Genomic DNA, 22,107 nt, shown 5'->3' with positions numbered 1-22,107 from the left:
CGGTCCCCAGAGGGGACGGCGATGCTTGCGGCTTCGAGCCGCAAGCACATCGCCATACGCGGGCCGGCTAGGGAGCGGCCCGGCGCTCGGCCCGCAAATTCCGTCAATCCTCTGTGTCGCCTGTGCGACTAGACGCAGTCCTCTAGTCCAGGGCCTCCCCCGATGGTGGGGGCCCGTCTTGCGGTTAGCCTCGATGCATTAGATCGAGAACCGGAGACATGCCCATGGACACCGCCCTGCAGGAACGCCTGCATCTGGCGCTGACGGCGCAGCGCCGCGCCTACGAGGCCGAGCGCATGCCCTCCTACGAGGTGCGCCGCGACCGCCTGCAAAGGCTGGTCGCGATGACGCAAAAGCATGGCGACGCGCTTGCCGCCGCCATGGCCCGGGACTTCGGCCACCGCGCCCGCCAGGAGTCGCTGCTGGCCGACATCTTCACGGTCGAGTCCGGCGCCAAGCATGCCCTCAAGCGTCTGCGCCGCTGGATGAAGCCCAGGCGCGTCGAGACACCGCTGCACTTTCTGCCCGGCCGCAATGTACTGATGCGCCAGCCCCTGGGCGTCGTTGGCATCGTGTCGCCCTGGAACTACCCCTATTACCTGGCAATGGAGCCAGCCGTCGCTGCGCTGGCCGCCGGCAACCGCGTGCTGATCAAGCCGTCGGAGCTGACGCCGGCCACGTCGGAGCTGATGGCCCGTATCGTGGCCGAGCACTTCCGGCCCGAGGAGATGCAGGTCATCACCGGCGACGCCGAGGTCGGCAAGGCCTTCACCGAGCTGCCCTTCGACCATCTCTTTTTCACCGGCTCCACGGCTGTCGGCCGCCATGTGGCCCAGGCCGCGGCAAAAAACCTGACGCCGGTGACGCTGGAGCTGGGCGGCAAGTCGCCGGCCATCGTCGACCGCAGCTGCGATGTCGCCCTGACGGCATCGCGCCTGGCCTTCGGCAAGCTCTTCAACGCCGGCCAGACCTGCGTGGCGCCCGACTACCTGCTGGTGCCCCGCGAGATGGTCGAGCCGCTGAGCCAGAAGATCCTGGCCGAGATGCGCCGCATGTACCCGCGCATCGCCGGCAATGCCGACTACACCAGCGTCGCCACGCCGCGCCACCATGCGCGCCTGCAAGGTCTGATCAAGGATGCTGCCGATCGCGGCGCACGTGTGCTGCGCAGCCATGACGAACAACCCGACGACCGGCGCCTTGTCCCGGCGCTGCTGCTGGACGTGCCGCCCGAGGCCACCGTCATGCAGGAGGAGATCTTCGGCCCGCTGCTGCCCATCGTCGGCTACGACAAGGTCGACGAAGCCCTGGCCCATGTCAACCGCGGCGACCGCCCGCTGGCCCTGTACTGGTTCGGCCAGGACGGCGCCGAACGCGACCGCGTCATGCGCGAGACCCATGCCGGCGGCGTGACGGTCAACGACTGCATCTGGCACCTGGGCCAGGAAGAACAGCCCTTCGGCGGCGTCGGTGCCAGCGGCATGGGGTCCTATCACGGTGAATGGGGCTTTCGCACCTTCAGCAAGGAGAAGCCCCTGTTCATCCAGTCGCGCTTTGCCGGCACCCAACTGTTCCAACCCCCCTATGGCGCCACCTTCGAGCGCCTGCTGTCCCTGTTGAAGAAAGTGGTGTGATGAAGCGCCGTGGACTCCTGAAGTTAGGCATTGGCGCCGCCGTCGTCATCGGCGTGGCCGGTGCCGGTGTGGCCCTCATCAAGCCCGGCCTGGTCGACGGCAGGCTGAGCCCCGGCGCACGCGAGTTGATGCGAGCTTCGGCCATCGCCGTGCTCGGCGACCTGCTGCCCGCCGACGGCGTGGACGCCCAGCTCGCGCGGTTGGATGTCTCCATCGCGGCACTGCCGGCCGCCACGCGCAAGGAGCTGTCCGACGCGCTGGGTCTCCTCAGCACGGTGGCTGGCCGCTACGCCTTGGTCGGCCTGTCCAGACCCTGGGCCGAGGCCGGCATCGACGACATCCGCACGGCCTTTGACGCCATGCGCCTGTCCACCTCCAACACCCGCCAGCAGATCTACCACGCGCTGCGCGACCTCAACGCCATCGCCTTCTTCACCGAACCGGCCAACTGGAAGACGGCGGGCTACGCCGGTCCGCGAGACATCCCATGAGTTCATTGCCCGATCCCATCCTCGAAGGGCTGCAACGCGGCTGGAAGGTGCACGGCGGCCCGCATGCGGCCCTGCCCGCCACGCTGGACTGCGACGTCGCCATCGTCGGCAGCGGTGCCGGTGCCGGCATCACGGCCGAGATGCTGGCCCGCGCGGGCTTGAAGATCGTCATCATTGAAGAGGGCCCGCTGCGCTCCAGCAGCCAGTTCAGGCAGCGCGAGGCCGACGCCTACCCGCAGCTCTACCAGGAGGCCGGCGGCCGCAAGACGGTCGACCAGGCCATGAACATCCTGCAGGGCCGCTGCGTCGGCGGCTCGACGACCATCAACTGGACCGGCAGCTTTCGCACGCCTCCCGATGCGCTGGCCTACTGGGGCGAGCAGTTCGGTCTCAAGGACTTCAACGAAGCCGCGATGGCGCCCTGGTTCGAGCAGGCCGAGAGGCGATTGAACATCGGCGACTGGCTGACCGAACCCAACGAGAACAACGATGTGCTGAAGCGCGGCGCCGAGAAGCTCGGCATCCCGACCAAGGTCGTGCGCCGCAACGTCAAGGGCTGCTGGAACCTCGGTTCCTGCGGCATGGGCTGCCCGACCAATGCCAAGCAGTCCATGCTGGTCAGCACCCTGCCGGCGGCCCTGGACCTGGGCGCCACGATGCTGGTACAGACCCGCGCGGCGAAGTTCGAACTGCAGGGCGACAAGGTGGCCGCGCTGGTCGCCGAGCCGGTGGCCCTGGATGGCAGCGTGACGGGCGCGCAGCTGCGCATCACGGCCAAGCACTATGTCGTCGCCGGCGGCGCCATCAACTCGCCGGGCCTGCTGCTGCGCTCCAACGCGCCCGACCCCAATGGCCTGCTCGGCAAGCGCACCTTCCTGCACCCGACGGCCGGCGGCGTGGCCCTGTTCGACCACGAGGTTGCGGGTTGGGCCGGTGCGCCGCTGTCGGTGTTCTGCGACCACTTCCTGCATGCCGGCCCCATCGACGGGCCTATCGGCTACAAGCTCGAGGTCGCGCCCGTGCACCCCGCCTTCGCGCTGACGAATGGAGGAGGCGTCGGCTCGGAACTGGTCCAGCGCGCCAAGGACCTGCCGCGCACCCAGCTGATGATCGCGCTGTTGCGCGACGGCTTCCATGCCGACGCGGCCGGCGGCGCCGTCAAGCTGCGCGGCGATGGCACGCCGGTGCTGGACTACACGCTGAGCGACTATCTGCTCGACGGCGTGCGCCGCGCCTACCTCACCATGGCCGAGATCCAGTTCGCCGCCGGCGCCAAGACGGTCAGGCCGGTGCATGAGCAGGCCCAGGGTTATGCCAACCTGGCCGAGGCCAAGGCCGGCATCGCCAAGCTGACGATGAAGCCCTTCCTCGCCACCGTGGGCAGCGCCCATGTGATGGGCGGCTGCACGATGGCGGCCGATGCCGGCCGTGGCGTCGTCAGGCCCGACGGCCAGCATTGGCAGCTTGCCAATCTGTCGGTGCATGACGGCTCGCTCTTCCCGACCAGCCTGGGCGCCAACCCCCAGCTCACGGTCTATGGCCTGGCCACGCGCCTGACGAGCGGCCTGATCCAGCGCCTGGGCGCCAAGGCGGTGCTTCTCGCCTGACGGCGAGAATCGTCGGCATGCCGACGATCCGCCATGCCACCTCCGGAGACGCCACGCTGCTTGCGTCCTTTGCCGCCCAGGCCTTTGCCGACACTTATCGCGAGATCAGCGACGCGCAGGAAATCGCGGACTACGTGGCCGAGCATTTCCGGCCCGAGGTCATGGCCGGGGTCATCTCTGACCCGGCCTGTACGACGCTGCTGGCCTGGGTGGACGGGCAACTGGCGGGCTATGCCATCGTCAAGGATGAGGCGGCACCCGACTGCGTGACGGGCCCTGTGCCGCTGAAGCTGTGGCGCATCTATCTGGGCGCCGGCTTCATCGGCCGGGGCCTGGGCGCGGGGCTGATGCAGGCCGTGCATGAGCAGGCCCGCAAACGCGGCGCCGGCACGCTCTGGCTCGGCGTCTACGATCGCAATGTGCGGGCCGTCGAGTTCTATGAACGCTTCGGTTTTGCCAAGGTCGGTGGCCAGGAGTTTCTGTTCGGCGGCCAGATCTATATCGACCCGGTCTATGCCGCCGCTGTGCGGCCCGCGGAGTGAAGACATGATCGAAGGTTCCTGCCTGTGCGGCAGCGTGCGCTGGCGCTTCGACGGCCAGCCCGATGGCGCCACCGCCTGCAACTGCACGGCCTGCCGGCGCTACGGCACGCTGTGGGCTTACGACTATGTGGATGAAGGCATCCATGTCAGCGGTGAAACGCGGGCCTATGTGCGTGGCCGTGCGCTGGAATTCCACTTCTGTCCGACCTGTGGCTGCGTGACGCATTGGCGCGGGCTGAGGCTCGAGGAGGATGGGCGGCGGCGCATCGCGGTCAACCTGCGCCTGGCCGAGCCCGGGGCGGTGGCGAATATTCCCATCGACCATTTCGACGGGCTCGACAGCTTCGACGATCTGCCGCGCGATGGCAGATGCGTTGCCGACTATTGGTTCTAGTCCTACAAGTAAAGCCTTGAAACCGGGCGGCCCGGGCCCATCTCAGCGGCGCAAACTGCCGCATGGCTTGAGGAGTGTTGCGATGAAATTCCCCCGATTCCTGCTCTTGTGCATGGCCCTGCTGTCCGGGCTGTGGCTGGGTACGGCGCAGGCCTTGCCCAATGTCGACGAGGTGCAGGCCGCCGTGCAGCGCGGCGACTACCCCGGCGCCGAGAAGATGATGCGCGAGGTCGTCGCGGCCAAGCCCGACAGCCCGCGTGCCCACTATGTGCTGGCCGAGATCCTGGCCCATCAGCGCCAGTTCAACGAGGCCGCCGAGCATGTGCGCCGCGCGCGCGCGCTCGATCCGGCCATCAAGTTCGCCGACTCGGCCAAGTTCACCGCCTTCGAGCAACTGCTGCAGCGCGAGCAGGCCGGCCTGGCCAAGTCCTCGGCCAACACGCCGGCCGTCGTCAACAGCCCGCCGCCGATGCGGGCGGCACCGGCGCAGCGCAGCGAGAGTGGCGGCGTACCCGTCTGGCTGCTCGTCGTCGGCGCCGTCATCTTCATCTGGGTTGCGGCCAGCTGGATGCGCCGCCGCGCCGCGGCCCAGGCCCAACCCGCCATGGCCGGCGGCTATGGCATGGGTGGCGGCTATGGTCCCCAGGGCTATGGCCCCGGCGTGCCACCGGCCTCGGGCGGCCCCGGCCTGATGGGCGTGGGCCTGGCCGCGGCGGGCGGTGTGGCGGCCGGCATGTTGGCCGAGAAGCTGCTGCACGGTGGCAGTGACGAGCACAGCGTGCCGCGCGACAGCGGCGGCGGCGGTGGCGGCCTCATCCCTGGCAGCTTCGACTCCGGTGGCGGCAACGCTGCGGCCGACGAGCTGACGCGCCGTGACATCGACTTCGGCAGCGGTGATGGCTGGGGCGCCGGCGACGCCGGCGGTGGCGATTTCGGCGGCGGTGGCGGCGGCAGCGACGACTGGTAAGTTGTCACGGGCTGGCGCAGGGGCGGACCCTGATAATCCCGCCCCATGACGCCAGCCGCCTTCACCGGCCAGTTGCTCGCCTTCATTGCCCGTCTCATCACGGGTGCACAGGGCCACTGGAAGGGCTGCCCGCCTAAGGCCGAGCAGCGCATCTACATCGCCAATCACCAGAGTCACTTCGACCTGGTCCTGATCTGGGCGGCCTTCCCGCATGAGTTGCGGGCCACGACGCGGGCCATCGCCGCGCGTGACTACTGGACGACCAGCGCCCTCAAGCGCTGGCTGACGACCGAGGTCTTCAACGCCATCTACGTCAGCCGCACGCGCGCCAACCCCGACGAAGACCCCCTCGAGCCCCTGGCCGAGGCCCTGGCCAATGGCGACTCCCTCGTCATCTTTCCCGAGGGCACACGCTCCAACAAGGGCAACCCCATGCCGTTCAAGAGCGGCATCTACCACCTCGCCGAGCAGTTCCCGCATGTGCAGCTGATCCCGACCTGGATCGACAACGTGCAGCGCGTCATGCCCAAGGGTGAGGTCGTGCCCGTGCCCATCCTGTGCACGGTGACCTTCGGTGCGCCCATCCAGCTGCGCGAGGGTGAAAGCAAGGCCGACTTCCTGTGCCGTGCCCGTGAGGCCGTCATGGAGCAGCGGCCCGATCCGACCCTGGTCGGCCGTCCGGTGGAGGATCACTGATGCGCTGGCTGAAATCCCTCAACGCCAACGAGCAGGTGGCCCTGCTCTTCGTCGTGCTGTTCGGCTTCCTGATGCTGCTGACGGTCGGCCTGTTCCTGAACTCCTTGCGCGAGCGCGAGGATGAGGAAGCCCGCCGCGCCTCCGAGCTGAACTGGGAACGCGTGCGCCGCGACCTGCGCGCCGCCTGGATCGGCGGCTGCATGTTCTGGGTCGCCTGGATCTCCGGGCCGCTGGGCGCGACGCTGCTGTTCGCGCTGTTCTCCTTCCTGGCCCTGCGCGAGTTCATCACCCTCGTGCACACCCAGCGCAGCGACCACCGCACGCTGATCGTCGCCTTCTTCGTGCTGCTGCCGGTGCAGTACATGATCTGCGGCACGCGCTTCTTCGATCTCTTCACCGTCTTCCTGCCCGTCTACGGCTTCCTGGTGCTGCCCATCGTCAGCGCCCTGGCCGGCGACCCGCAGCGCTTCCTCGAGCGCAACGCCAAGATCCAGTGGGGCGTGATGGTCTGCGTCTACGGCCTGTCGCATGCGCCGGCCCTGCTGCTGCTGGACATCCCTGGCAACACCGGGCGCGGTGCCTTCCTGCTGTTCTTCCTCGTCATGGTGGTGGCGGCCTCGCAGATCGCGCAGGAGATCGCCACCCGCACGCTGCGCCGCCGCCCGGTGTCGCGCCAGATCAGCCGCAGCTTCTCGATGCGGGCCTGGTGGATTGGCACGCTGACCGGCGCCGTGGCCGGCCTGCTGCTGTACTGGATCACCCCCTTCAAGGCCGGCCAGGCCCTGGCCATGGCCTTCCTGACCTCGGGTGCCGCTGGCTTCGGCGGCCTGGTCATGAAGGCGCTGAAGAAGGACGCCGGCGTGCTGTACTGGGGCAACCGCAGCTCCATCACCGGCGCCGTCGGCCTGCTCGACCGCATCGCGGTGCTGTGCTTTGCCGCACCGGTGCTGTTCCATTCCGCTCGGTGGTACTACCGGTGAGGATTCTCGGCATCGATCCGGGCCTTCAGACCACGGGGTTTGGAGTGATCGACGCTGAGGGCCCCCGACTGGCCTACGTCGCCAGCGGCACCATCAAGACCAGCGGCGTCGAGGTGGGGGACCTGCCGGCACGACTGAAGATCCTGTTCGACGGCATCCGCGAGGTCACGGCCCGCTACCAGCCGCAATGCGCGGCGGTCGAGATCGTCTTCGTCAACGTGAACCCCCAGTCCACGCTGCTGCTGGGCCAGGCGCGCGGCGCGGCGCTGACGGCCCTCGTCTCCGCCGACCTGCTCGTCAGCGAGTACACGGCGTTGCAGATGAAGAAGGCCATCGTCGGCCATGGCCACGCCAAGAAGGAACAGATCCAGGCCATGGTGCAGCGCCTGCTGAACCTGCCCGGCCTGCCCGGCAAGGACGCGGCCGACGCGCTGGGCCTGGCCATCATGCATGCGCATGCGCGCACCAGCTTCGAGGCCATGAGCCGCAGCACGACGCTGCAGCGCCGCCAGCACGCCCAGTTCAAGGGCGGGCGGACCTACTAGGAAAAACGGCCCGCCGAGGCGGGCCGTTCAAGCCAATGCGAAGCCGGTCAGGCTGCCTTGCGGCGGCGCGAGGCCGCACCGACCGCGGCGAGGCCGCCCAGCACCAAGGCCAGGCTCATTGGCTCAGGGACCGTGGCAGCCACCGCCAGCGTGCCCAGTTGATCGCCACGCGTGGTGCTGAAGGTGAAATTGCTCGACCCGAAGAAGGACTGCAATTCCAGCGTGCCGCCGCCTGCGGTCGTGAAGAAGCCGTTGGGACCCGTCAGCGTGCCGCCGTCGAACTGCACGTAGGCACTGTTGAACGCAGCCTGGGCCAGCGTGAAGCTCTCGCCGTTGAAGACGAAGTCCAGTGCGGTCAGGTCGAAGGCGCCGTCGAAGCCGCCCGCGGCGACCTGGGCATCGTCGAAGTCGAAGGTGCCGGTCAGCACGGTGACGCCCGGGTTGCTGTCGAAGCTGCCCGTGATGCTGTGGGGAGAGGCCACGGCCGCACCGGCCAGGGTCAAGGCCGCGAGGGCTAGCAGGGATTTACGAATCATGATGTTGTTCTTCCTGGAAATGCGGGGACTCAGAACTTGAAGCTGGAGGCATTGATGGCCGAGCAGGCCACGCCCTTCAGTTGCAGCAGGGGTTTGGCTTTGGCCGCGCCGGCGCTGCCATCGGCGTCGATGTTGATGACGGCACCTGCGGCCGAAGGCGTGCAGGTCACATGGCCGCTGGCGAGCGGGTCGGCGCTGGCGATGCCCAGTGAAGCCATCAGCTTGGTCAGCACCAGGGTGTCCATGCCGACGGTGAAGTCGGTGATGACGTCGCCGGCATCCAGCATGCTGCCGTAGACGAACTGGTTGCGGCCGCCGTTGCCGGTCAGCGTGTCGGCGCCGGCGCCCCCTTCGATGATGTCGTCGCCCGCCGTGCCGACGATGGTGTCGCGGCCACTGGTGCCCGTGAGGTTCTTGACCAGATTCAGGCCGATCAGCATCGGGTCATGGTCGGAGGCGCGGAACTGGTTGGCCACATACCAGTCGTTGCCAGCGGCCTTGTCCTCGGTGTTGTAGTCGGTCCATTCCGGCTCATCGGCATTGATGTGCCAGCTCGTCGCGCCCGTCACCTTGGCAGCGATGGCCGCCGTGCCCAGGCCGTGGTCGAGACGGCCGGCGCTGGCGTCGAAGACATAGCTGTAGTCGGCCGGATCGAACATGCTGACGAGGTCGATGATGCCGGCGTTGGTCAGCACGTCGATCGGGTCTTCCTTCGCATAGGAATTGAAGTCGCCGATCATGATGACGCGGTCGGTGCCGGCCGTGGCCTGCACGGTGGGCAGCCAGTCAAGCAGGCGCTGGGCCTGCTGCTTGCGCTGCAGGTTCCAGCAGCCCTGCAGGTCGCCGGTGTCGCCGTTCAGGCCGGTGCCGCAACTGCCCTTGGACTTCAGGTGGTTGACGACGACGGCGAACTTCTCACCGTTCGGTGCCGCGAAGCCCTGGGCATAGGTCGGGCGGTTGTTGATGGGGTCGGCATCGGAGATGGACGCGCCCATCAGGCTGAGTTTGGCGGGCTTGTAGATCATGGCCACGCGGATGGCGTCGGTGCCCGTGCCGGCGGCCGGCAGGGGCACGGCGGCATAGGTGTTGACGCCCATCATGGCGTTGAGGCCGTCAACGAGGTTCTGCACCGCGAAGTTGCCGCTGTTCTGAATCTCCATCAAGCCGACGACATCGGCGTTCAGGCCCGACAGCGCGTTCAGGATCTTGGTACGTTGGCGGTTGAACTCGTTGAGGTTGTCCGCGCCACGGCAGCCGGCGCTCGGGCAGGCACCGCCGCCGGGCACGGAGGTGCCGTCGGTGAAGGTGGTGAAGAAGTTCAGCACGTTGGAGCTGGCCACGCGCACATTGCCGCCCACGGCCGGCGGCGTCAGCGGGCGAGCGATCGGGCGGGCGAACACCGGGGCCGCGGTCGGATGGATGCGGTAGGCCAGGGGGCCGGTGGTCGAGTCGGTGGAGGGGCCGAAGTCGACGACGCCGGTCACGCCGCTGAGGGTGTCGCCACCGCGCACCGTGCCGTCCTGCCAGAGGTAGGGTGTGGGGTTGGGGAACTTGCTGGCGCTGCCATCGTCCAGCACGACGCTGCGGGCCAGGTTGGCGGCCTGCATGGCCAGGGCGGCCGGGCCGGGGCGCATCACATTGGTCGGGTTCAGCGTGCGGCCGCCGGCCGACACGGTCAGCTGGCCCCAACTGCCGACGAAGTTGGTCTGGTTGACCGTCAGCTCGTCGGTGATGTGGACCAGCATGCCTTCATAGCGCTCCATGTCGGACTGGCTGGCCAGCGCAGCCAGGCTCACGTCGACCGGCAGCGGCAGCTGGTTGCCGGTGCTGATGACGGAGACATTGGTGACGCTGCTCAGCTCGGTCAGCGGGTTGGCCTGGCTGGCCGCGCTGTTGGACACCGAATACTCCTGCACCTTGGCCGAGACCTTGACCTTGTCGCCGACGGCCACCGTGGGGGCACTGCTGGTGAAGACGAAGATGCCGTCCGAGGTGGCCGGGTCGCCGTCGCCGTCGGGGTCCTGCATGTAGAAGCCGTTGTTGATCAGCTTGGTGACGATGCCGGTGGTGATGACGGTGCTGCCGTCCAGCAGGCTCTTGGCGCCGGAGCCCTGGATGCTGGGGATGCTCACGAGGCCGGTCACCGACAGCTTGAAGTTGCAGCTGGCGGTCTGGGCTTCGTCGTTGTCCCACTTCAGCGAGAGGTTGTAGACGCCCGCGGCGACGGCGCCACTGACATCGAAGCTCTGGGTGGCGGCCGCGCCATCGCTGGCGGCGGGCACGAGATTGCCCAGCGTGACGCCGGAGGGCAGGTTGCCCACGACCGTGGCCGCGTTGACGCGGCTGTCGGCGTCTGCCGCGCTGACGCTGAAGCTCGACGCGGTGCCGGACACGGCGCTCTGGTCGGGGCAGCTCGGCACGATGGGTTGGTTGACCGGCGTGCCGCCGCAGCTGACCAGGGCCGAGGCGCTGTTGCGGGGCGCGGGCGTGCCGGTGGCGAAGTCGGCGGCGTTGTTGTTGGTGTCGGTGCAGCCGTTGCCGTTGCGGAACAGCGCCGTGGTGTTGGTCAGCGTCGGTGCGACGGCGCCTTCGAAGAAGTTGGCGCTGCCGTAGCCGACCAGGTCCTCGATCTGCGCGAGCTGGGCGGCCGAGCAGATGTTGTTGCCGCCGTTGCAGGTCAGGCCGGTGGCCACATTGGCCAGCACGACCTTGCCGGCGCTGCCGGACATGTTGATGCTGCCCGTCGCGTCGGGCGTCGGCAGGGCGGTGCCGGTCGTGGTGGCCAACCTCACCAGGTAGAAGCCACCGGCCGGGATGGAGCCGGACAGGGCGACGACGCCATTGCCCGAGAAGTTGCCGGTGCCCGTTGCGCTGGCGTACTGGATGGACCAGCCGCTGATGCTGACCGGCGCGGCGCTGGTGTTGTGCAGCTCGACGTAGTCGCTGGCGAAGCTGTTGCCATTGGCGCCATACAACTGGCTGATCACGACCCCACTGGTCGAAGCCAGCACGGCCGGTGCGGCAAAGGCCGCTGCGAGGAGGGAGACCAGAGGTTTGAGTTGCATGACGGGTTAGTAAAAATTGCCCAAAACGGGGCGCATCCTATTGATGCTTCGTGACGAATTGATCCACCGCATTCGAGGGGGTGCGCTCAGGCATGATCCCGGCCCATGTCGCCTGCACTGCTTTTGCTCGGGGTTCTCACCTATTTCGCTGGGCTGTTGGTGCTGGCGCGGTGCGTCTCGCACGGTTCCGGGGCTGAGGGTTTCTATGTGGGGGGCAGGGAAAGTCCCTGGCCGGTCGTCGCCTTCGGAATGATCGGGACGTCGCTGTCCGGCGTCACTTTCATCAGCGTGCCGGGCTCGGTCGGGGCTAACGGCTTCACCTATCTGCAGATCGCCCTCGGTCAGGTGGTGGGTTATGCCGTCATCGCCCTCGTGCTGCTGCCGGCCTATCACCGGCTCAAGCTGGCCTCGATCTACGGCCTGCTGTTGGCCAGACTCGGGCCGGCGGCCCAGCGCCTGGGATCGGCCTATTTCGTGCTGAGCCGCACCCTGGGCGCGACGGCGCGCCTCTACCTCGTCGTGCAGGTGCTGCACACGCTGATCCTGCAACCGCTGGGCGTGCCCTTCGCGCTGGGCGCGGCCGTCGTACTGGCGATGATCCTGCTCTACACCGTCGAGGGGGGCGTCAAGGCCCTGGTGTGGACCGACACGCTGCAGACGGCCGGCATGCTGACCGGCCTCATCGTCTGCGTGGCCCTGTTGTGGCGGGCCGATGCGCTCGCCCAGCTCGATGCCGCCGGCCTGAGCCGTGTCTGGGTGGGTGACCCGCTGAGCCGCGACTTCTCCGTCAAGGCCTTGCTCGCCGGCATGTTCATCGCCATCGCGATGACGGGGCTGGACCAGGAAATGATGCAGAAGAGCCTGTCGGTCGCCAGGCTGCGCGACGCGCAGAAGAACGTCCTCGTGCTGGCCGTGCTGATGCTCGTCGTCGTCGCGGCCTTCCTGCTGCTGGGCGGTTTGCTGACGCTGTTCGCTCGCGAGCATGGGCTGAACGCAACCGGCGATGCACTCTTTCCCACGGTCGTCATGCAGCATCTGCCGGCCTGGGTGCAGGTCGTCTTCGTGCTGGCCCTGGTGTCGGCCCTGCTGCCCAGCGCGGATGGCGCGCTGACCGCGCTGACGGCCAGCACCTGCCTGGACCTGCTGCGTCTGCCGCGCGAGGACGTGCGCACCCGGCGGCGCGTGCATATCGGTTTTGCGGTGCTGTTCCTGGCCCTGGTGCTGGGCTTCAAGGCGCTCGACAGTGCCAGCATGATCTATCTGATCCTCAAGCTGGCGGGCTATACCTATGGGCCGCTGCTGGGGTTGTTTGCGTTTGCGATGTTCACGCCGAGGAAGGTGTCGGCGGCCGCGTTGATCGGGGTCTGCATCGCAGCCCCGCTGCTGTGTGCAGTGCTGGATTTCGGGCAGCCCTGGGGCGGGTATCAGATCGGGTTGGAGTTGCTGTTGCTGAACGGGCTGCTGACATGGGCAGGCCTCGGCTTGGCCGCCCAGCGGCGACACTGACGGCCCATGTCCGCCGCCCCGTTGCCCTCGCCCACCAGCCTCTCCCGCATGCTCGCCGCCTTCGTGCGCGAGCACTGGCGCGCCTACGCCGCAGCGGGCGCCATGCTCAGCTGCATCGCGGCGATGACGGTGTGGATCCCGCGCCAGGTGGGTCATGTCGTCGATGCGCTGGTGGCGGGGGGCTTGCGTGGCGATGCGCTGCTGCGCCAGCTCGGCCTGCTGGTGCTGGCCGGTCTCGCCATTTACCTGCTGCGCGTGGGTTGGCGGCTGACGCTGTTCAAGGCCGCCTTCCACCTCGGCGCCCGCCTGCGCACTCGCCTGTACGCGCGGCTCGCCCTGCAAGGCCCGGCCTACTTCCAGTCCCAGCGCACCGGCGACCTGATGGCGTTGGCGACCAACGACATCGACACCGTCGAGCAGGCCGCCGGCGAGGCCATGCTGGCGGGCTTTGACGGCACGCAAACCCTGGTCCTCGTGCTGGCCATGATGACGCTGGGCATCGACTGGCGCCTCGGCCTCGCCGCGCTGCTGCCTTTCCCGCTGATGGCGCTGGCCTTCTGGTGGATCTCCAACCACCTGCATCAGGCCGCGCAGGACTCGCTGACCCGCTTCGGCGACCTGAACCAGCAGGTGCAGGAAAGCCTGTCCGGCGTGCGCACCGTGCGCGCCCTGGGCCTGGTGGCGCGCAGCGAGAAGCAGTTCAGCGACCTGGCCGAGCGCGCGGCCGAGGCGAGTTTCCGCTCCCAGCGCTGGGAGGCTGCCTATGAGCCCGCCGTCGGCATGACGCTGAGCGCGGCGACGGCGATTGCGCTGGCCATGGGCGGCTGGCTGGTCTCGCGCAGCGAGATCAGCATCGGCCAGTTGACCGCCTTCACGATGTATCTCGGCCAGCTGATCTGGCCGATGTTCGCGGCCGGCTGGGTGCTGGCCTTGCTCGAGCGCGGCCGTGCCGCCTGGACGCGGCTGGCGCCGGTGCTGGATGCGCCGCTTACGCTGGCCGACAACGGTCATGCGGCGTTGCCGGCCGATGTGACATTGCGATCGGAAGCCCTGACTTTCAGCTTCCCCGGTGCCAAGCGCCCGGCCTTGGAAGGCGTAGATCTGACGCTGGCGCCCGGCCGCACCTTGGGCATCGTCGGCGCGACCGGTGCGGGCAAGTCCACCCTCGTGCGCCTGCTGCTGCGCCAAGCCGAGCCGCAAGCCGGGCGCATGACGCTGGGCGGCGTCGCCCTGCCCGAGTTGCCGCTGGCCACGCTGCGCGCCCACATTGCCTGGGTGCCTCAGGAGCCCTTTCTGTTCTCGGCCTCGGTGGCCGACAACATCGCGCTGGCCCGGCCCGGCGCCAGCCGCGAAGAGGTCGAAGCCGCGGCGCGGCTGGCGGCCGTGCATGACGACATCGCGCGCCTGCCCGAGGGGTATGCCACCGAGGTCGGCGAGCGCGGCGTCACCCTGTCCGGCGGCCAACGCCAGCGCGTCGCCATTGCACGCGCGCTGCTGAGCGACGCGCCTTTGCTGGTGCTGGACGATGCGCTGTCGGCCGTCGATACCGGCACCGAGACCGACATCCTCGACCATCTGCGCGAGCTGCGCAGCGCGCGGCCCGACCGCAGTGTCATCGTCATTGCCCATCGCTTGTCAGCCGTCATGGATGCCGACGAGGTCATCGTGCTCAAGCAGGGCCATGTCATCGAGCGCGGCACGCACGCCGAGCTGCTGGCTCTCGGCGGCTGGTACGCGGCCCAATGGCGCTATCAACAGATCGAGGCCAGTCTTGAAGCCGCTTGAAATGGCGCCCCTCGCCCAGTCTCGCCACGCTGGACGCCGGCGAGCCTGGTCGATCCCCCGGGGGGACGGCGACGCTCGCGGCATTGAACCGCGAGCACATCGCCAGTGCGGGCCGGCTTGGGAGCGGCCCGGCGCTCGGCCCGCAATGCACTGCCCGGGGAAGCATCGGAGATGAAGAAGGACACGCCGTGGAAAAGCGTCGGCCTGCTGCTGGACTCAGCGCGGCCCGAACGCGCACACCTGATCAGTGGCGGCATCTGGCTCATCGCCGCCGCCGGCCTCGAAGTGCTCGCCCCCATCTTCGGCAAGCGCTATATCGACCATCACCTGCTGCCGCGCCAGTTCGACATCGCCGAGATGGCCACGTTGCTGGCGCTGATGCTGCTGACCGGCTGGGCGGCGAGCTGGATCCGCTATGCCCAGCTGTCGCGCATGGCCGGCGTGGCGCGGCGCTCGGTGCTGCGCCTGCGCGAACGCGTCTACGCCCATGTGCTGGCCCTGCCCATGGCCTTTTTCGACAAGGCCATCACCGGCCAGCTCGTCAGCCGCGTCACCAACGACACCGAGGCCGTCAACCAGCTCTATCGCCAGGTGCTGTACGTGATGCTGGACTCGACCATCGTCGTCTTCGGCTCCCTGGTGGCCATGGCCTTCCTGGACTGGCGGCTGATGCTCATCGTCGCGACCCTGGTGCCGGCCATGGTGGTCATCATCCTGGGCTACCAGAAGCTGTCCGCGCCGGCGGTGCAGCGCACCCGCCAGCTGCGCAGCGACATCAACGCCCAGATGGCCGAGAGCATGGCCGGCATGGCGGTGTTGCAGGCCAGCGGCGCGGCCGGGCGCTTTGGCCAGCGCTTCGAGACGACGAATGCCGAGCACCGGCTGTCGCGCATCGCCGAGCTACGCGCCAATGCCTGGCTGCTGCGCCCGGCGCTGGATTTGATGAATGTGCTGCTGCTGGTCACCGTCATCTACAGCTTTGGCCGGCGCGAGCTGTCGGGGCTGGAAGTCGGCCTGCTGTACGCTTTTCTCAGCTATATCGCCCGCGTCGTCGAGCCGCTGATCCAGATCACCATGCAGTTTGGCCAGCTGCAGCAGGCCATGGTGGCCGCGTCGCGCGTGCGCACGCTGCTGGAAGAGGACGAGCACCGCGGGCCGCCTCAGGATGGCCGCGACATCGCCCAGGGCAGCATCCGAATCGAGGGCCTGACCTTTGGCTATGACCCCGCGCGGCCAGTGCTGCATGGTGTGGACGTCGACATCCCGGCCGGCAGCTTTGTCGGCATCGTCGGCCACACGGGCAGCGGCAAGAGCACGCTGCTGTCGCTGCTGCTGCGCTTCTACACGGCGCAGCAGGGCCGCGTCACGGTCGACGGCCAGGCGCTGGCCAGCGTGCCGGACGCGGCCTTTCGCGATGCCGTCGGCCTGGTGCCGCAGGAGCCCTATCTGATGGCGGCCAGCGTGCGCGACAACATCGCCATGGGCCGGCCGGGCATCAGCGAGGAAGACATCCAGGACGCCGCTCTGGCGGCCCGTGCGCATGACTTCATCCAGGCCTTGCCGCAAGGCTACGACACCAAGCTGGGCGAGGGCGGGGCGCGCGTCTCCACCGGCCAGAAGCAGCTGCTGGCCATGGCCCGTGCCCTCGCCGGCGCGCCGCGCATCCTGTTTCTGGACGAGGCCACCAGCAATATCGACAGCGCGACCGAGCAGCGCGTCGGCGAGGCGCTGACGGCCCTGCATGGCCGCGTGACGGTGGTGGCGATCGCCCACCGCCTGTCCACCATCCGCGCGGCCGACCAGATCCTGGTGCTCAACCACGGCCATCTGCAGGAGCGCGGCACGCACGAGGCGCTGATGGCCATGGAAGGCGGCCTGTACCGCCGCCTCGTGGAGCTGCAGACGCTGGAAGAAATCGAGGCCGATCCGGAGTCGGCCTGACCTGGGTCAAGGCGGGAACGCACCGTCCTGCCTAGGCTGCGTGGCAGCTTGTCTTGTGCTGCCTTTTGATGACCGATTCTTCTGCTCAGGTGCTGATCTGCGGCGCCGGCCCCGCCGGCTTGGCGCTGGCTTGTGCGCTGCATGATCGCGGGCTGGCCGTGCGTGTGCTGGAACAGGCCGAGGCGCAAACGCTGGCGCAGCCCGCCGATGACGGCCGCGAGATCGCCCTCACGCACCGCTCGCGCCGCCTGCTCGAAGACCTGGGCCTGTGGCAGCGCCTGCCGGACGTCGCGCCGCTGCGCCGCGCCAGCGTGCGCTCCAGTGGCTCGCGGCGGCCGCTGCCCTTCGAGTCGCCCGGGCAGGACCTCGGCTGGCTGGTGCCCAACCACCACATCCGCGCGGCGGCCTGGGCCGCGGCCCAGGAGCGGGGCATCCCGGTCTGCTGCGGCAGCGGGGTGACCGACTTCCAGCGCGATGCCCGCGAAGCCAGGCTGAGGCTGCGCAGCGGGGATTGGCATGCCGCACCGCTGGTGGTCGCGGCCGACAGCCGGTTCTCGGCGCTGCGCCGCCTGGCCGGCATCGGGGCACGCCATCACGACTTTGGCCGCAGCGCCTTGCTGGTGCCCTTGGCCCATGCGCATGACCACGGCGGCCTGGCCCAGGAGTGCTTTCTGCAGGGCCATACGCTGGCCCTGCTGCCCAAGGCGGGCCGCTGCTGCTCGGCGGTGTGGACGGTGGCAAACGCCGAGCTGCCGCGCATCGCCGCGATGGACGATGAGCAACTGGCCGCCGCCATCGAGGCCGCCGCCGAGGGCAGCCTGGGTGCGATGCGCGTCGTGGGCGCGCGGCATGTCTATCCGCTGGTGGCCGTCTGGGCCGAGCGCTTCGTCGCGCCGCGCGTTGCGCTGATCGGCGATGCAGCCGTGGGCATGCACCCCGTCACCGCGCATGGCTACAACCTCGGGCTCTATGGCATCGAGGCGCTGGCACGGCGGCTGGACGTGGCGCGCGACCCGGGCGACATCGGACCGCTGCTGGCCTACGAGGCCGAACATCGACGCAGCGCCGGCCCGCTTTATTTCGGCACCAATATGCTGGTGCGCTTCTTCACCGACGACCGTGCGCCTGTGCTCGCGCTGCGCCGTGCCGTCATCGACCTGGCCAGCCATCTGCCGCCGCTGCGCGCGGCGATCACGCGCCGCCTCGTCGACGCGGCGGGTTGAGTCAGCGGGCGCGTGCCTCGAGCACGGTCAGGCTGCTGCGCAGCTCGCGCAGCGCCTGCTCGATGCGCGTCTCTTGCGGTGCAGGCAGCAGGCGAGCCTCGCGGCTGGCCAGCACGTCCTCGCGCAACGTCAGGCCGGCGCGTTCGAACTGCGGCTTGAGCACCGCGGCGCGCTCGCGCAGCAGCTCGCGCGTGGCCTGGTAGGCATGCTCGGCGAGATGGCGGCGCTGCCGGTAGCTGAAGGTGTTGGCCATGAAGAGCTCGGCATCGCGCGGGTCGGGCTCGAACAGCAGGATGTCGGTCTGCGGATGCGTCAGCTCATAGCCCTTGAGCCCGAGGGCCAGGCGCGAGTGGATCAGCGAGCGGAAGGTCTGCGACAGCACCAGCGGCAGGCCACCGTCCACCAGGCGGTGGATGCGCGGCTGCAGCGCCTTGACCGCCGGGCGGCCAAGCTTGCTGGCCAGCTTCTTGGCCCGGCGCGAGCGCGCGTCGCGCGGCGACATGCGGTTGCTCTCGTAGGGCACCAGCGGGTTCAGGCAGATCAGCAGGTCCAGGCCGCGGTCCAGCAGCACGGAGGCGTGCAGGGTCTTCTTCAGCGCGCCGTCGACGTAGTGGCGGCCGTCGATCTCGACCGGCGGGAAGAGCCCGGGCAGGGCCGCGCTGGCCTGCACGGCCTGAGAGATGGGCACATGGTCCCAGCCCTCGGTGCCGAAGGGGATGGCGTCGCCGCTGTCCAGATCGGTGGCCACCAGCACCAGGCGGTGCTTCAGCTCGCGGAAGTCATTCGTGCGGCCGGGCAGGGCGAAAACCTGGGTCAGGGCTTCGCCAAAGCGCTCGCTGGACAGCAGGCCGGTGGGCAGCACGCGGCCCAGGCGTTCGATGGCACCGAGCACGGAGCGGCCTTCCAGCAGCACCTCGCGGGCGGCATCGGCCAGCAGGCCGGGCAGCAGGCGCAGGCGCTCGCCGAACTCGGCCCAGGCCGGCTGCAGCAACTCGGCGGGGTCGAAGCGGTCGGGCGCCTCGGCGGTGTTCTCGATGAAGGCGGCGCAGAGCTGGCGCGGCGTCATGCCGTTGGCCAGGCCGGCGGCGATGAAGCCGCCCGCGCTGACGCCGATGTAGCCGTCGCAGGCGGTGAAGTCCAGGCCGTCAACGGCCTCCTCCAAAGCACAAAGGGCGCCAACTTCATAGATGGCGCCCAGTGGGCCTCCGCCCGCCAAGGCCAAACCGATCTTCGGTTGGCTCATGGTCGGAGAGAGTTACTTGCTCAGGCTTGAGCGGCTTGCTCGGCGGCCGGTGCGGCTGCGGCCTTCTTGGCCGGGGCGCGCTTGGCTGCAGCGACCTTTTTCGCGGGAGCGGTGGCCTTCTTGGCGGCCGGAGCAGCCTTCTTGGCCACGGTCTTGACGGCGGCCTTCACGGGCGCTGCAGCCTTGACGACGGCCTTCTTGGCAGCGGGGGCCTTCTTGGCCACGGCCTTCTTGACGGCGGCAGCCTTCTTGACGACGGCCTTCTTGGCCTTGGCAGCGGGCGAAGCCTTCTTCAGGCCGGCCGAAACGGCCAGATCGTCGATGCGCTTGATCAGGCTCTGCACGTCGCCGGCGGAGGGCACGTTCAGGGTCTTGAGCGCCTTGGCGACGCGGGCTTCGAAGATGCTTTCCAGCTTGTCCCAGTGCTGGCCGGCCTTGGCGCCGACATCACCGGCCATGCCGCTGACCTTGGTGGCCACGGCGCTGAGCTTTTCCTCAGCGGCGGATTGGGTCTTCTTCTGCAATTTCAGTCCTTCCGAGACGAGGGCCTCGAAGACCTTGGAGCCTTCGCCCTGGGCCTTGGCGAAGGAGGCGAGACCGGCGGCCCAGATCTGCTGGGCGCTGTCCTTGACGTTCTTGGCCATGTCGCCGTCGAGCAGGCCAGCCGGGAAGCCGGTGGCGGCCGCAGCCTTCTTCTTGTCAGCCATCTTCTGGAGCTTCTTGACCATGGTGGGGTGTCCTTGCGAGTTTGCGAATTGCCGAGGGGCACTGTAGCGGCGGCACCCGGCATCGGCACGGCCATTCCTAGTGAGTGCGCTCTACGATGGCCCCTGGGGAAAGTGCCCAGCGGGGCGCTGTAAACCCTGGTCAAGAATCAGTGCGATACCCGTCAAATCCACAAGCAGGAGACCCACATGCAGTATTTCGTCACTGGCGCCACCGGCTTCATCGGCAAGCGGCTCGTCAAGAAGCTGCTGGCGCGTCGCGGCAGCACGGTCTACTTCCTGATGCGCGAGGAGAGCGCCGGCAAGCTGCCCGACCTGCTCGAGTACTGGGGCGCCAGCAAGACCCGCGCGATTCCCGTCTATGGCGACCTGACGGCCAAGAAGCTCGGCGTCGCCAGCGACGTCATCAAGAGCCTCAAGGGCCAGATCGACCACCTCTACCACCTCGCCGCCGTCTACGATCTTTCGGCCGACGAGGAGTCCCAGGTCGCCGTCAACATCGAGGGCACCCGCAGCATGGTGGAGTTCGCCCAGGCCATCGATGCCGGGCATGTGCACCACGTGAGTTCCATCGCCGCGGCGGGCCTGTATGAAGGCGTGTTCCGCGAGGACATGTTCGAGGAGGCCGAGAACCTCGATCACCCCTATTTCATGACCAAGCACGAGAGCGAGAAGCTCGTGCGCAAGGAGTGCAAGCGCCCCTGGACGGTCTACCGCCCCGCCATGGTCGTCGGCGACTCCAAGACCGGCGAGATGGACAAGATCGACGGTCCTTACTACGTGTTCAAGCTGATCCAGCGCATGCGCCAGATCCTGCCGCCGTGGATGCCCAGCATCGGCCTGGAAGGCGGCCGCATGAACATCGTGCCGGTGGACTTCGTCGTCGACGCGCTGGACCACATCTCGCACAAGGTGACCAAGGGCCATGGCTGCTACCACCTCGTCGACCCCAAGGGCTACCGCGTCGGCGACGTGCTGGACATCTTCAGCAAGGCCGCCCATGCGCCCAAGATGAACCTCTTCATCAACGCCGCGTTGATGGGCTTCATCCCCAAGAGCGTCAAGAAGGGCCTGATGGCCCTGGCACCGGTGCGCCGCATCCGCAATGCGGTCATGAAGGACCTCGGCCTGCCCGAGGACATGTTCACCTTCATCAACTACCCGACCCGCTTCGACTGCCGGGACACCGAGGCGGCGCTGAAAGGCTCGGGCATCGCCTGCCCCGACCTGAACGACTACGCCTGGCGGCTGTGGGACTACTGGGAGCGTCATCTCGACCCGGCCCTCTTCATCGACCGCTCGCTGAAGGGCGCGACAGGCGGCAAGGTCGTCCTCGTCACCGGCGGGTCCTCCGGTATCGGCCTGGCCGCGGCCATCAAGTTTGCGGAGGCCGGCGCCATCACGCTGATCTGCGCGCGTGACCAGGCCAAGCTGGATGAGGCCGTCAAGGAGATCAAGGAGAAGGCCGGCAAGCAGGCCCAGGTGCACGCCTTCGCCTGCGACATCGCCGACGCGGAAGGCAGCGCCAACCTGATCGAGTGGTGCAACGAGAACTTCGGCGGCGTCGACTTCCTCATCAACAACGCCGGCCGCTCCATCCGCCGCGCCATCGAGTCCAGCTACGACCGCTTCCACGACTTCCAGCGGACCATGGACCTGAACTACTTCGGCTGCCTGCGCGTGACCATGGGCCTGCTGCCGGGCATGGCCGCCAAGCGCAAGGGCCATATCGTCAACATCAGCTCCATCGGCGTGCTGACCAATGCGCCGCGCTTCTCGGCCTATGTGGCTTCCAAGGCCGCGCTGGACGCCTGGACACGCTGCGCCTCGAGCGAGTTCGCCGACACCGGCATCACCTTCACGACCATCAACATGCCGCTGGTGCGCACGCCCATGATCGCGCCCACCAAGATCTACAACAACGTGCCGACGCTGTCGCCGGAAGAGGCCGGCGACATGATTGCCCAGGCCTGCATCAACAAGCCGGTGCGCATCGCCACCCGCCTGGGCATCTCGGGCGAGCTGCTGCACGCCGCCGCGCCGCGCATCGCGCAGATCGTCATGAACACGACCTTCCGCATGTTCCCGGACAGCGACGCGGCCAAGGGCGACAAGAGCAAGGGCGGCGGCTTGTCGCCGGAAGCCATCGCTCTGCAGCAGATGATGCGGGGGATTCACTTCTAAGCCATCGTTGAGCGCCCAGGGGCCATAGAGTCCCGGCGCTGAA

The 22,107-nt window shown here is 68.4% G+C and carries 18 protein-coding genes; 14 read left to right on the top strand and 4 right to left on the bottom strand.

Annotated features, from left to right (window positions below):
* The first annotated feature begins 224 nt into the window (after window positions 1-224).
* The 9 genes from J2X20_RS09065 (at window position 225) to ruvC (ending at window position 7,856) form a co-directional block, all read left to right on the top strand.
* Entirely contained in the window at window positions 225-1,634 is a 1,410-nt protein-coding gene (locus J2X20_RS09065; RefSeq protein WP_310263577.1) for a coniferyl aldehyde dehydrogenase, read from the top strand.
* Window positions 1,634-2,125, top strand: coding sequence for a hypothetical protein (locus tag J2X20_RS09060; protein ID WP_310263576.1), 492 nt, complete (start codon window positions 1,634-1,636; stop codon window positions 2,123-2,125). The genes J2X20_RS09065 and J2X20_RS09060 overlap by 1 nt, the downstream gene beginning before the upstream one ends.
* Window positions 2,122-3,732, top strand: a complete 1,611-nt coding sequence (locus J2X20_RS09055; RefSeq protein WP_310263573.1) for a GMC family oxidoreductase N-terminal domain-containing protein — start codon at window positions 2,122-2,124, stop codon at window positions 3,730-3,732. Before J2X20_RS09060 ends, J2X20_RS09055 begins: the two co-directional genes overlap by 4 nt.
* 17 nt (window positions 3,733-3,749) lie before the next feature.
* Entirely contained in the window at window positions 3,750-4,274 is a 525-nt protein-coding gene (locus J2X20_RS09050) for a GNAT family N-acetyltransferase (RefSeq protein WP_310263571.1), read from the top strand.
* 4 nt (window positions 4,275-4,278) lie between these two features.
* Complete coding sequence (locus J2X20_RS09045) at window positions 4,279-4,668, top strand: GFA family protein (RefSeq protein ID WP_310263569.1); 390 nt, start codon at window positions 4,279-4,281, stop codon at window positions 4,666-4,668.
* Window positions 4,669-4,750: 82 nt separating this feature from the next.
* Window positions 4,751-5,635, top strand: a complete 885-nt coding sequence (locus tag J2X20_RS09040; protein ID WP_310263567.1) for a tetratricopeptide repeat protein — start codon at window positions 4,751-4,753, stop codon at window positions 5,633-5,635.
* Window positions 5,636-5,680: 45 nt separating this feature from the next.
* Entirely contained in the window at window positions 5,681-6,331 is a 651-nt protein-coding gene (locus J2X20_RS09035; protein WP_310263565.1) for a lysophospholipid acyltransferase family protein, read from the top strand.
* On the top strand, window positions 6,331-7,311 hold the full coding sequence (locus tag J2X20_RS09030; RefSeq protein ID WP_310263563.1) for a phosphatidate cytidylyltransferase: 981 nt from the start codon (window positions 6,331-6,333) through the stop codon (window positions 7,309-7,311). The genes J2X20_RS09035 and J2X20_RS09030 overlap by 1 nt, the downstream gene beginning before the upstream one ends.
* Window positions 7,308-7,856: a crossover junction endodeoxyribonuclease RuvC gene (ruvC, locus tag J2X20_RS09025; protein WP_310263561.1), complete on the top strand. Its 549-nt coding sequence runs from the start codon at window positions 7,308-7,310 to the stop codon at window positions 7,854-7,856. The genes J2X20_RS09030 and ruvC overlap by 4 nt, the downstream gene beginning before the upstream one ends.
* 47 nt (window positions 7,857-7,903) lie before the next feature.
* Here the strand turns inward: ruvC and J2X20_RS09020 are convergent, their stop codons facing one another.
* Window positions 7,904-8,392, bottom strand: coding sequence for a PEP-CTERM sorting domain-containing protein (locus J2X20_RS09020; protein ID WP_310263559.1), 489 nt, complete (start codon window positions 8,390-8,392; stop codon window positions 7,904-7,906).
* A 29-nt stretch (window positions 8,393-8,421) separates the two neighbouring features.
* On the bottom strand, window positions 8,422-11,457 hold the full coding sequence (locus J2X20_RS09015) for an ExeM/NucH family extracellular endonuclease (RefSeq protein ID WP_310263557.1): 3,036 nt from the start codon (window positions 11,455-11,457) through the stop codon (window positions 8,422-8,424).
* 105 nt (window positions 11,458-11,562) lie between these two features.
* Here J2X20_RS09015 and J2X20_RS09010 point away from each other — a divergent pair, with 105 nt between their 5' ends.
* From J2X20_RS09010 to ubiM, 4 genes are all read left to right on the top strand, one after another.
* A complete protein-coding gene (locus tag J2X20_RS09010; RefSeq protein WP_310263555.1) occupies window positions 11,563-12,963 on the top strand; it encodes a sodium:solute symporter in 1,401 nt (466 codons plus the stop codon).
* Between the two features lie 6 nt (window positions 12,964-12,969).
* Complete coding sequence (locus J2X20_RS09005) at window positions 12,970-14,748, top strand: ABC transporter ATP-binding protein (protein WP_310263553.1); 1,779 nt, start codon at window positions 12,970-12,972, stop codon at window positions 14,746-14,748.
* Between the two features lie 171 nt (window positions 14,749-14,919).
* Window positions 14,920-16,689, top strand: a complete 1,770-nt coding sequence (locus tag J2X20_RS09000; protein WP_310263551.1) for an ABC transporter ATP-binding protein — start codon at window positions 14,920-14,922, stop codon at window positions 16,687-16,689.
* 68 nt (window positions 16,690-16,757) lie between these two features.
* The gene (gene ubiM, locus J2X20_RS08995) at window positions 16,758-17,912 is read left to right on the top strand and encodes a 5-demethoxyubiquinol-8 5-hydroxylase UbiM (protein ID WP_310263549.1); all 1,155 of its coding nucleotides are present in this window, start codon (window positions 16,758-16,760) and stop codon (window positions 17,910-17,912) included.
* A 1-nt stretch (window position 17,913) separates the two neighbouring features.
* On the opposite strand, the gene J2X20_RS08990 is transcribed toward ubiM, so the two are convergent.
* Together J2X20_RS08990 and J2X20_RS08985 are read right to left on the bottom strand one after the other, a co-directional pair.
* Window positions 17,914-19,155 carry a patatin-like phospholipase family protein gene (locus J2X20_RS08990; RefSeq protein ID WP_310263547.1) on the bottom strand — a complete coding sequence of 414 codons (1,242 nt, stop codon included), beginning with the start codon at window positions 19,153-19,155 and terminating at the stop codon, window positions 17,914-17,916.
* 20 nt (window positions 19,156-19,175) lie between these two features.
* The gene (locus J2X20_RS08985) at window positions 19,176-19,883 is read right to left on the bottom strand and encodes a phasin family protein (protein WP_310263545.1); all 708 of its coding nucleotides are present in this window, start codon (window positions 19,881-19,883) and stop codon (window positions 19,176-19,178) included.
* Window positions 19,884-20,069: 186 nt separating this feature from the next.
* Between J2X20_RS08985 and J2X20_RS08980 the strand changes: the two genes are divergently transcribed.
* Window positions 20,070-22,064, top strand: coding sequence for an SDR family oxidoreductase (locus J2X20_RS08980; RefSeq protein ID WP_310263543.1), 1,995 nt, complete (start codon window positions 20,070-20,072; stop codon window positions 22,062-22,064).
* Window positions 22,065-22,107 lie beyond the last annotated feature (43 nt).

Origin of the sequence: Roseateles saccharophilus (assembly GCF_031458095.1) — a bacterium.
Taxonomy (GTDB): domain Bacteria; phylum Pseudomonadota; class Gammaproteobacteria; order Burkholderiales; family Burkholderiaceae_C; genus Pelomonas; species Pelomonas saccharophila_A.
The sequence above is the reverse complement of the archived record's forward strand: the minus strand, read 5'-3'. Positions and strand labels throughout refer to the sequence as shown.

Excerpts from the sequence above, each read along its gene's own strand:
- J2X20_RS09065 (WP_310263577.1), top strand. The coding sequence starts at position 225 with ATGGACACCGCCCTGCAGGAACGCCTGCATCTGGCGCTGACGGCGCAG.
- J2X20_RS09060 (WP_310263576.1), top strand. The coding sequence starts at position 1,634 with ATGAAGCGCCGTGGACTCCTGAAGTTAGGCATTGGCGCCGCCGTCGTC.
- J2X20_RS09055 (WP_310263573.1), top strand. The coding sequence starts at position 2,122 with ATGAGTTCATTGCCCGATCCCATCCTCGAAGGGCTGCAACGCGGCTGG.
- J2X20_RS09050 (WP_310263571.1), top strand. The coding sequence starts at position 3,750 with ATGCCGACGATCCGCCATGCCACCTCCGGAGACGCCACGCTGCTTGCG.
- J2X20_RS09045 (WP_310263569.1), top strand. The coding sequence starts at position 4,279 with ATGATCGAAGGTTCCTGCCTGTGCGGCAGCGTGCGCTGGCGCTTCGAC.
- J2X20_RS09040 (WP_310263567.1), top strand. The coding sequence starts at position 4,751 with ATGAAATTCCCCCGATTCCTGCTCTTGTGCATGGCCCTGCTGTCCGGG.
- J2X20_RS09035 (WP_310263565.1), top strand. The coding sequence starts at position 5,681 with ATGACGCCAGCCGCCTTCACCGGCCAGTTGCTCGCCTTCATTGCCCGT.
- J2X20_RS09030 (WP_310263563.1), top strand. The coding sequence starts at position 6,331 with ATGCGCTGGCTGAAATCCCTCAACGCCAACGAGCAGGTGGCCCTGCTC.
- J2X20_RS09020 (WP_310263559.1), bottom strand. The coding sequence starts at position 8,392 with ATGATTCGTAAATCCCTGCTAGCCCTCGCGGCCTTGACCCTGGCCGGT.
- J2X20_RS09015 (WP_310263557.1), bottom strand. The coding sequence starts at position 11,457 with ATGCAACTCAAACCTCTGGTCTCCCTCCTCGCAGCGGCCTTTGCCGCA.
- J2X20_RS09010 (WP_310263555.1), top strand. The coding sequence starts at position 11,563 with ATGTCGCCTGCACTGCTTTTGCTCGGGGTTCTCACCTATTTCGCTGGG.
- J2X20_RS09005 (WP_310263553.1), top strand. The coding sequence starts at position 12,970 with ATGTCCGCCGCCCCGTTGCCCTCGCCCACCAGCCTCTCCCGCATGCTC.
- J2X20_RS09000 (WP_310263551.1), top strand. The coding sequence starts at position 14,920 with ATGAAGAAGGACACGCCGTGGAAAAGCGTCGGCCTGCTGCTGGACTCA.
- ubiM (WP_310263549.1), top strand. The coding sequence starts at position 16,758 with ATGACCGATTCTTCTGCTCAGGTGCTGATCTGCGGCGCCGGCCCCGCC.
- J2X20_RS08990 (WP_310263547.1), bottom strand. The coding sequence starts at position 19,155 with ATGAGCCAACCGAAGATCGGTTTGGCCTTGGCGGGCGGAGGCCCACTG.
- J2X20_RS08985 (WP_310263545.1), bottom strand. The coding sequence starts at position 19,883 with ATGGTCAAGAAGCTCCAGAAGATGGCTGACAAGAAGAAGGCTGCGGCC.
- J2X20_RS08980 (WP_310263543.1), top strand. The coding sequence starts at position 20,070 with ATGCAGTATTTCGTCACTGGCGCCACCGGCTTCATCGGCAAGCGGCTC.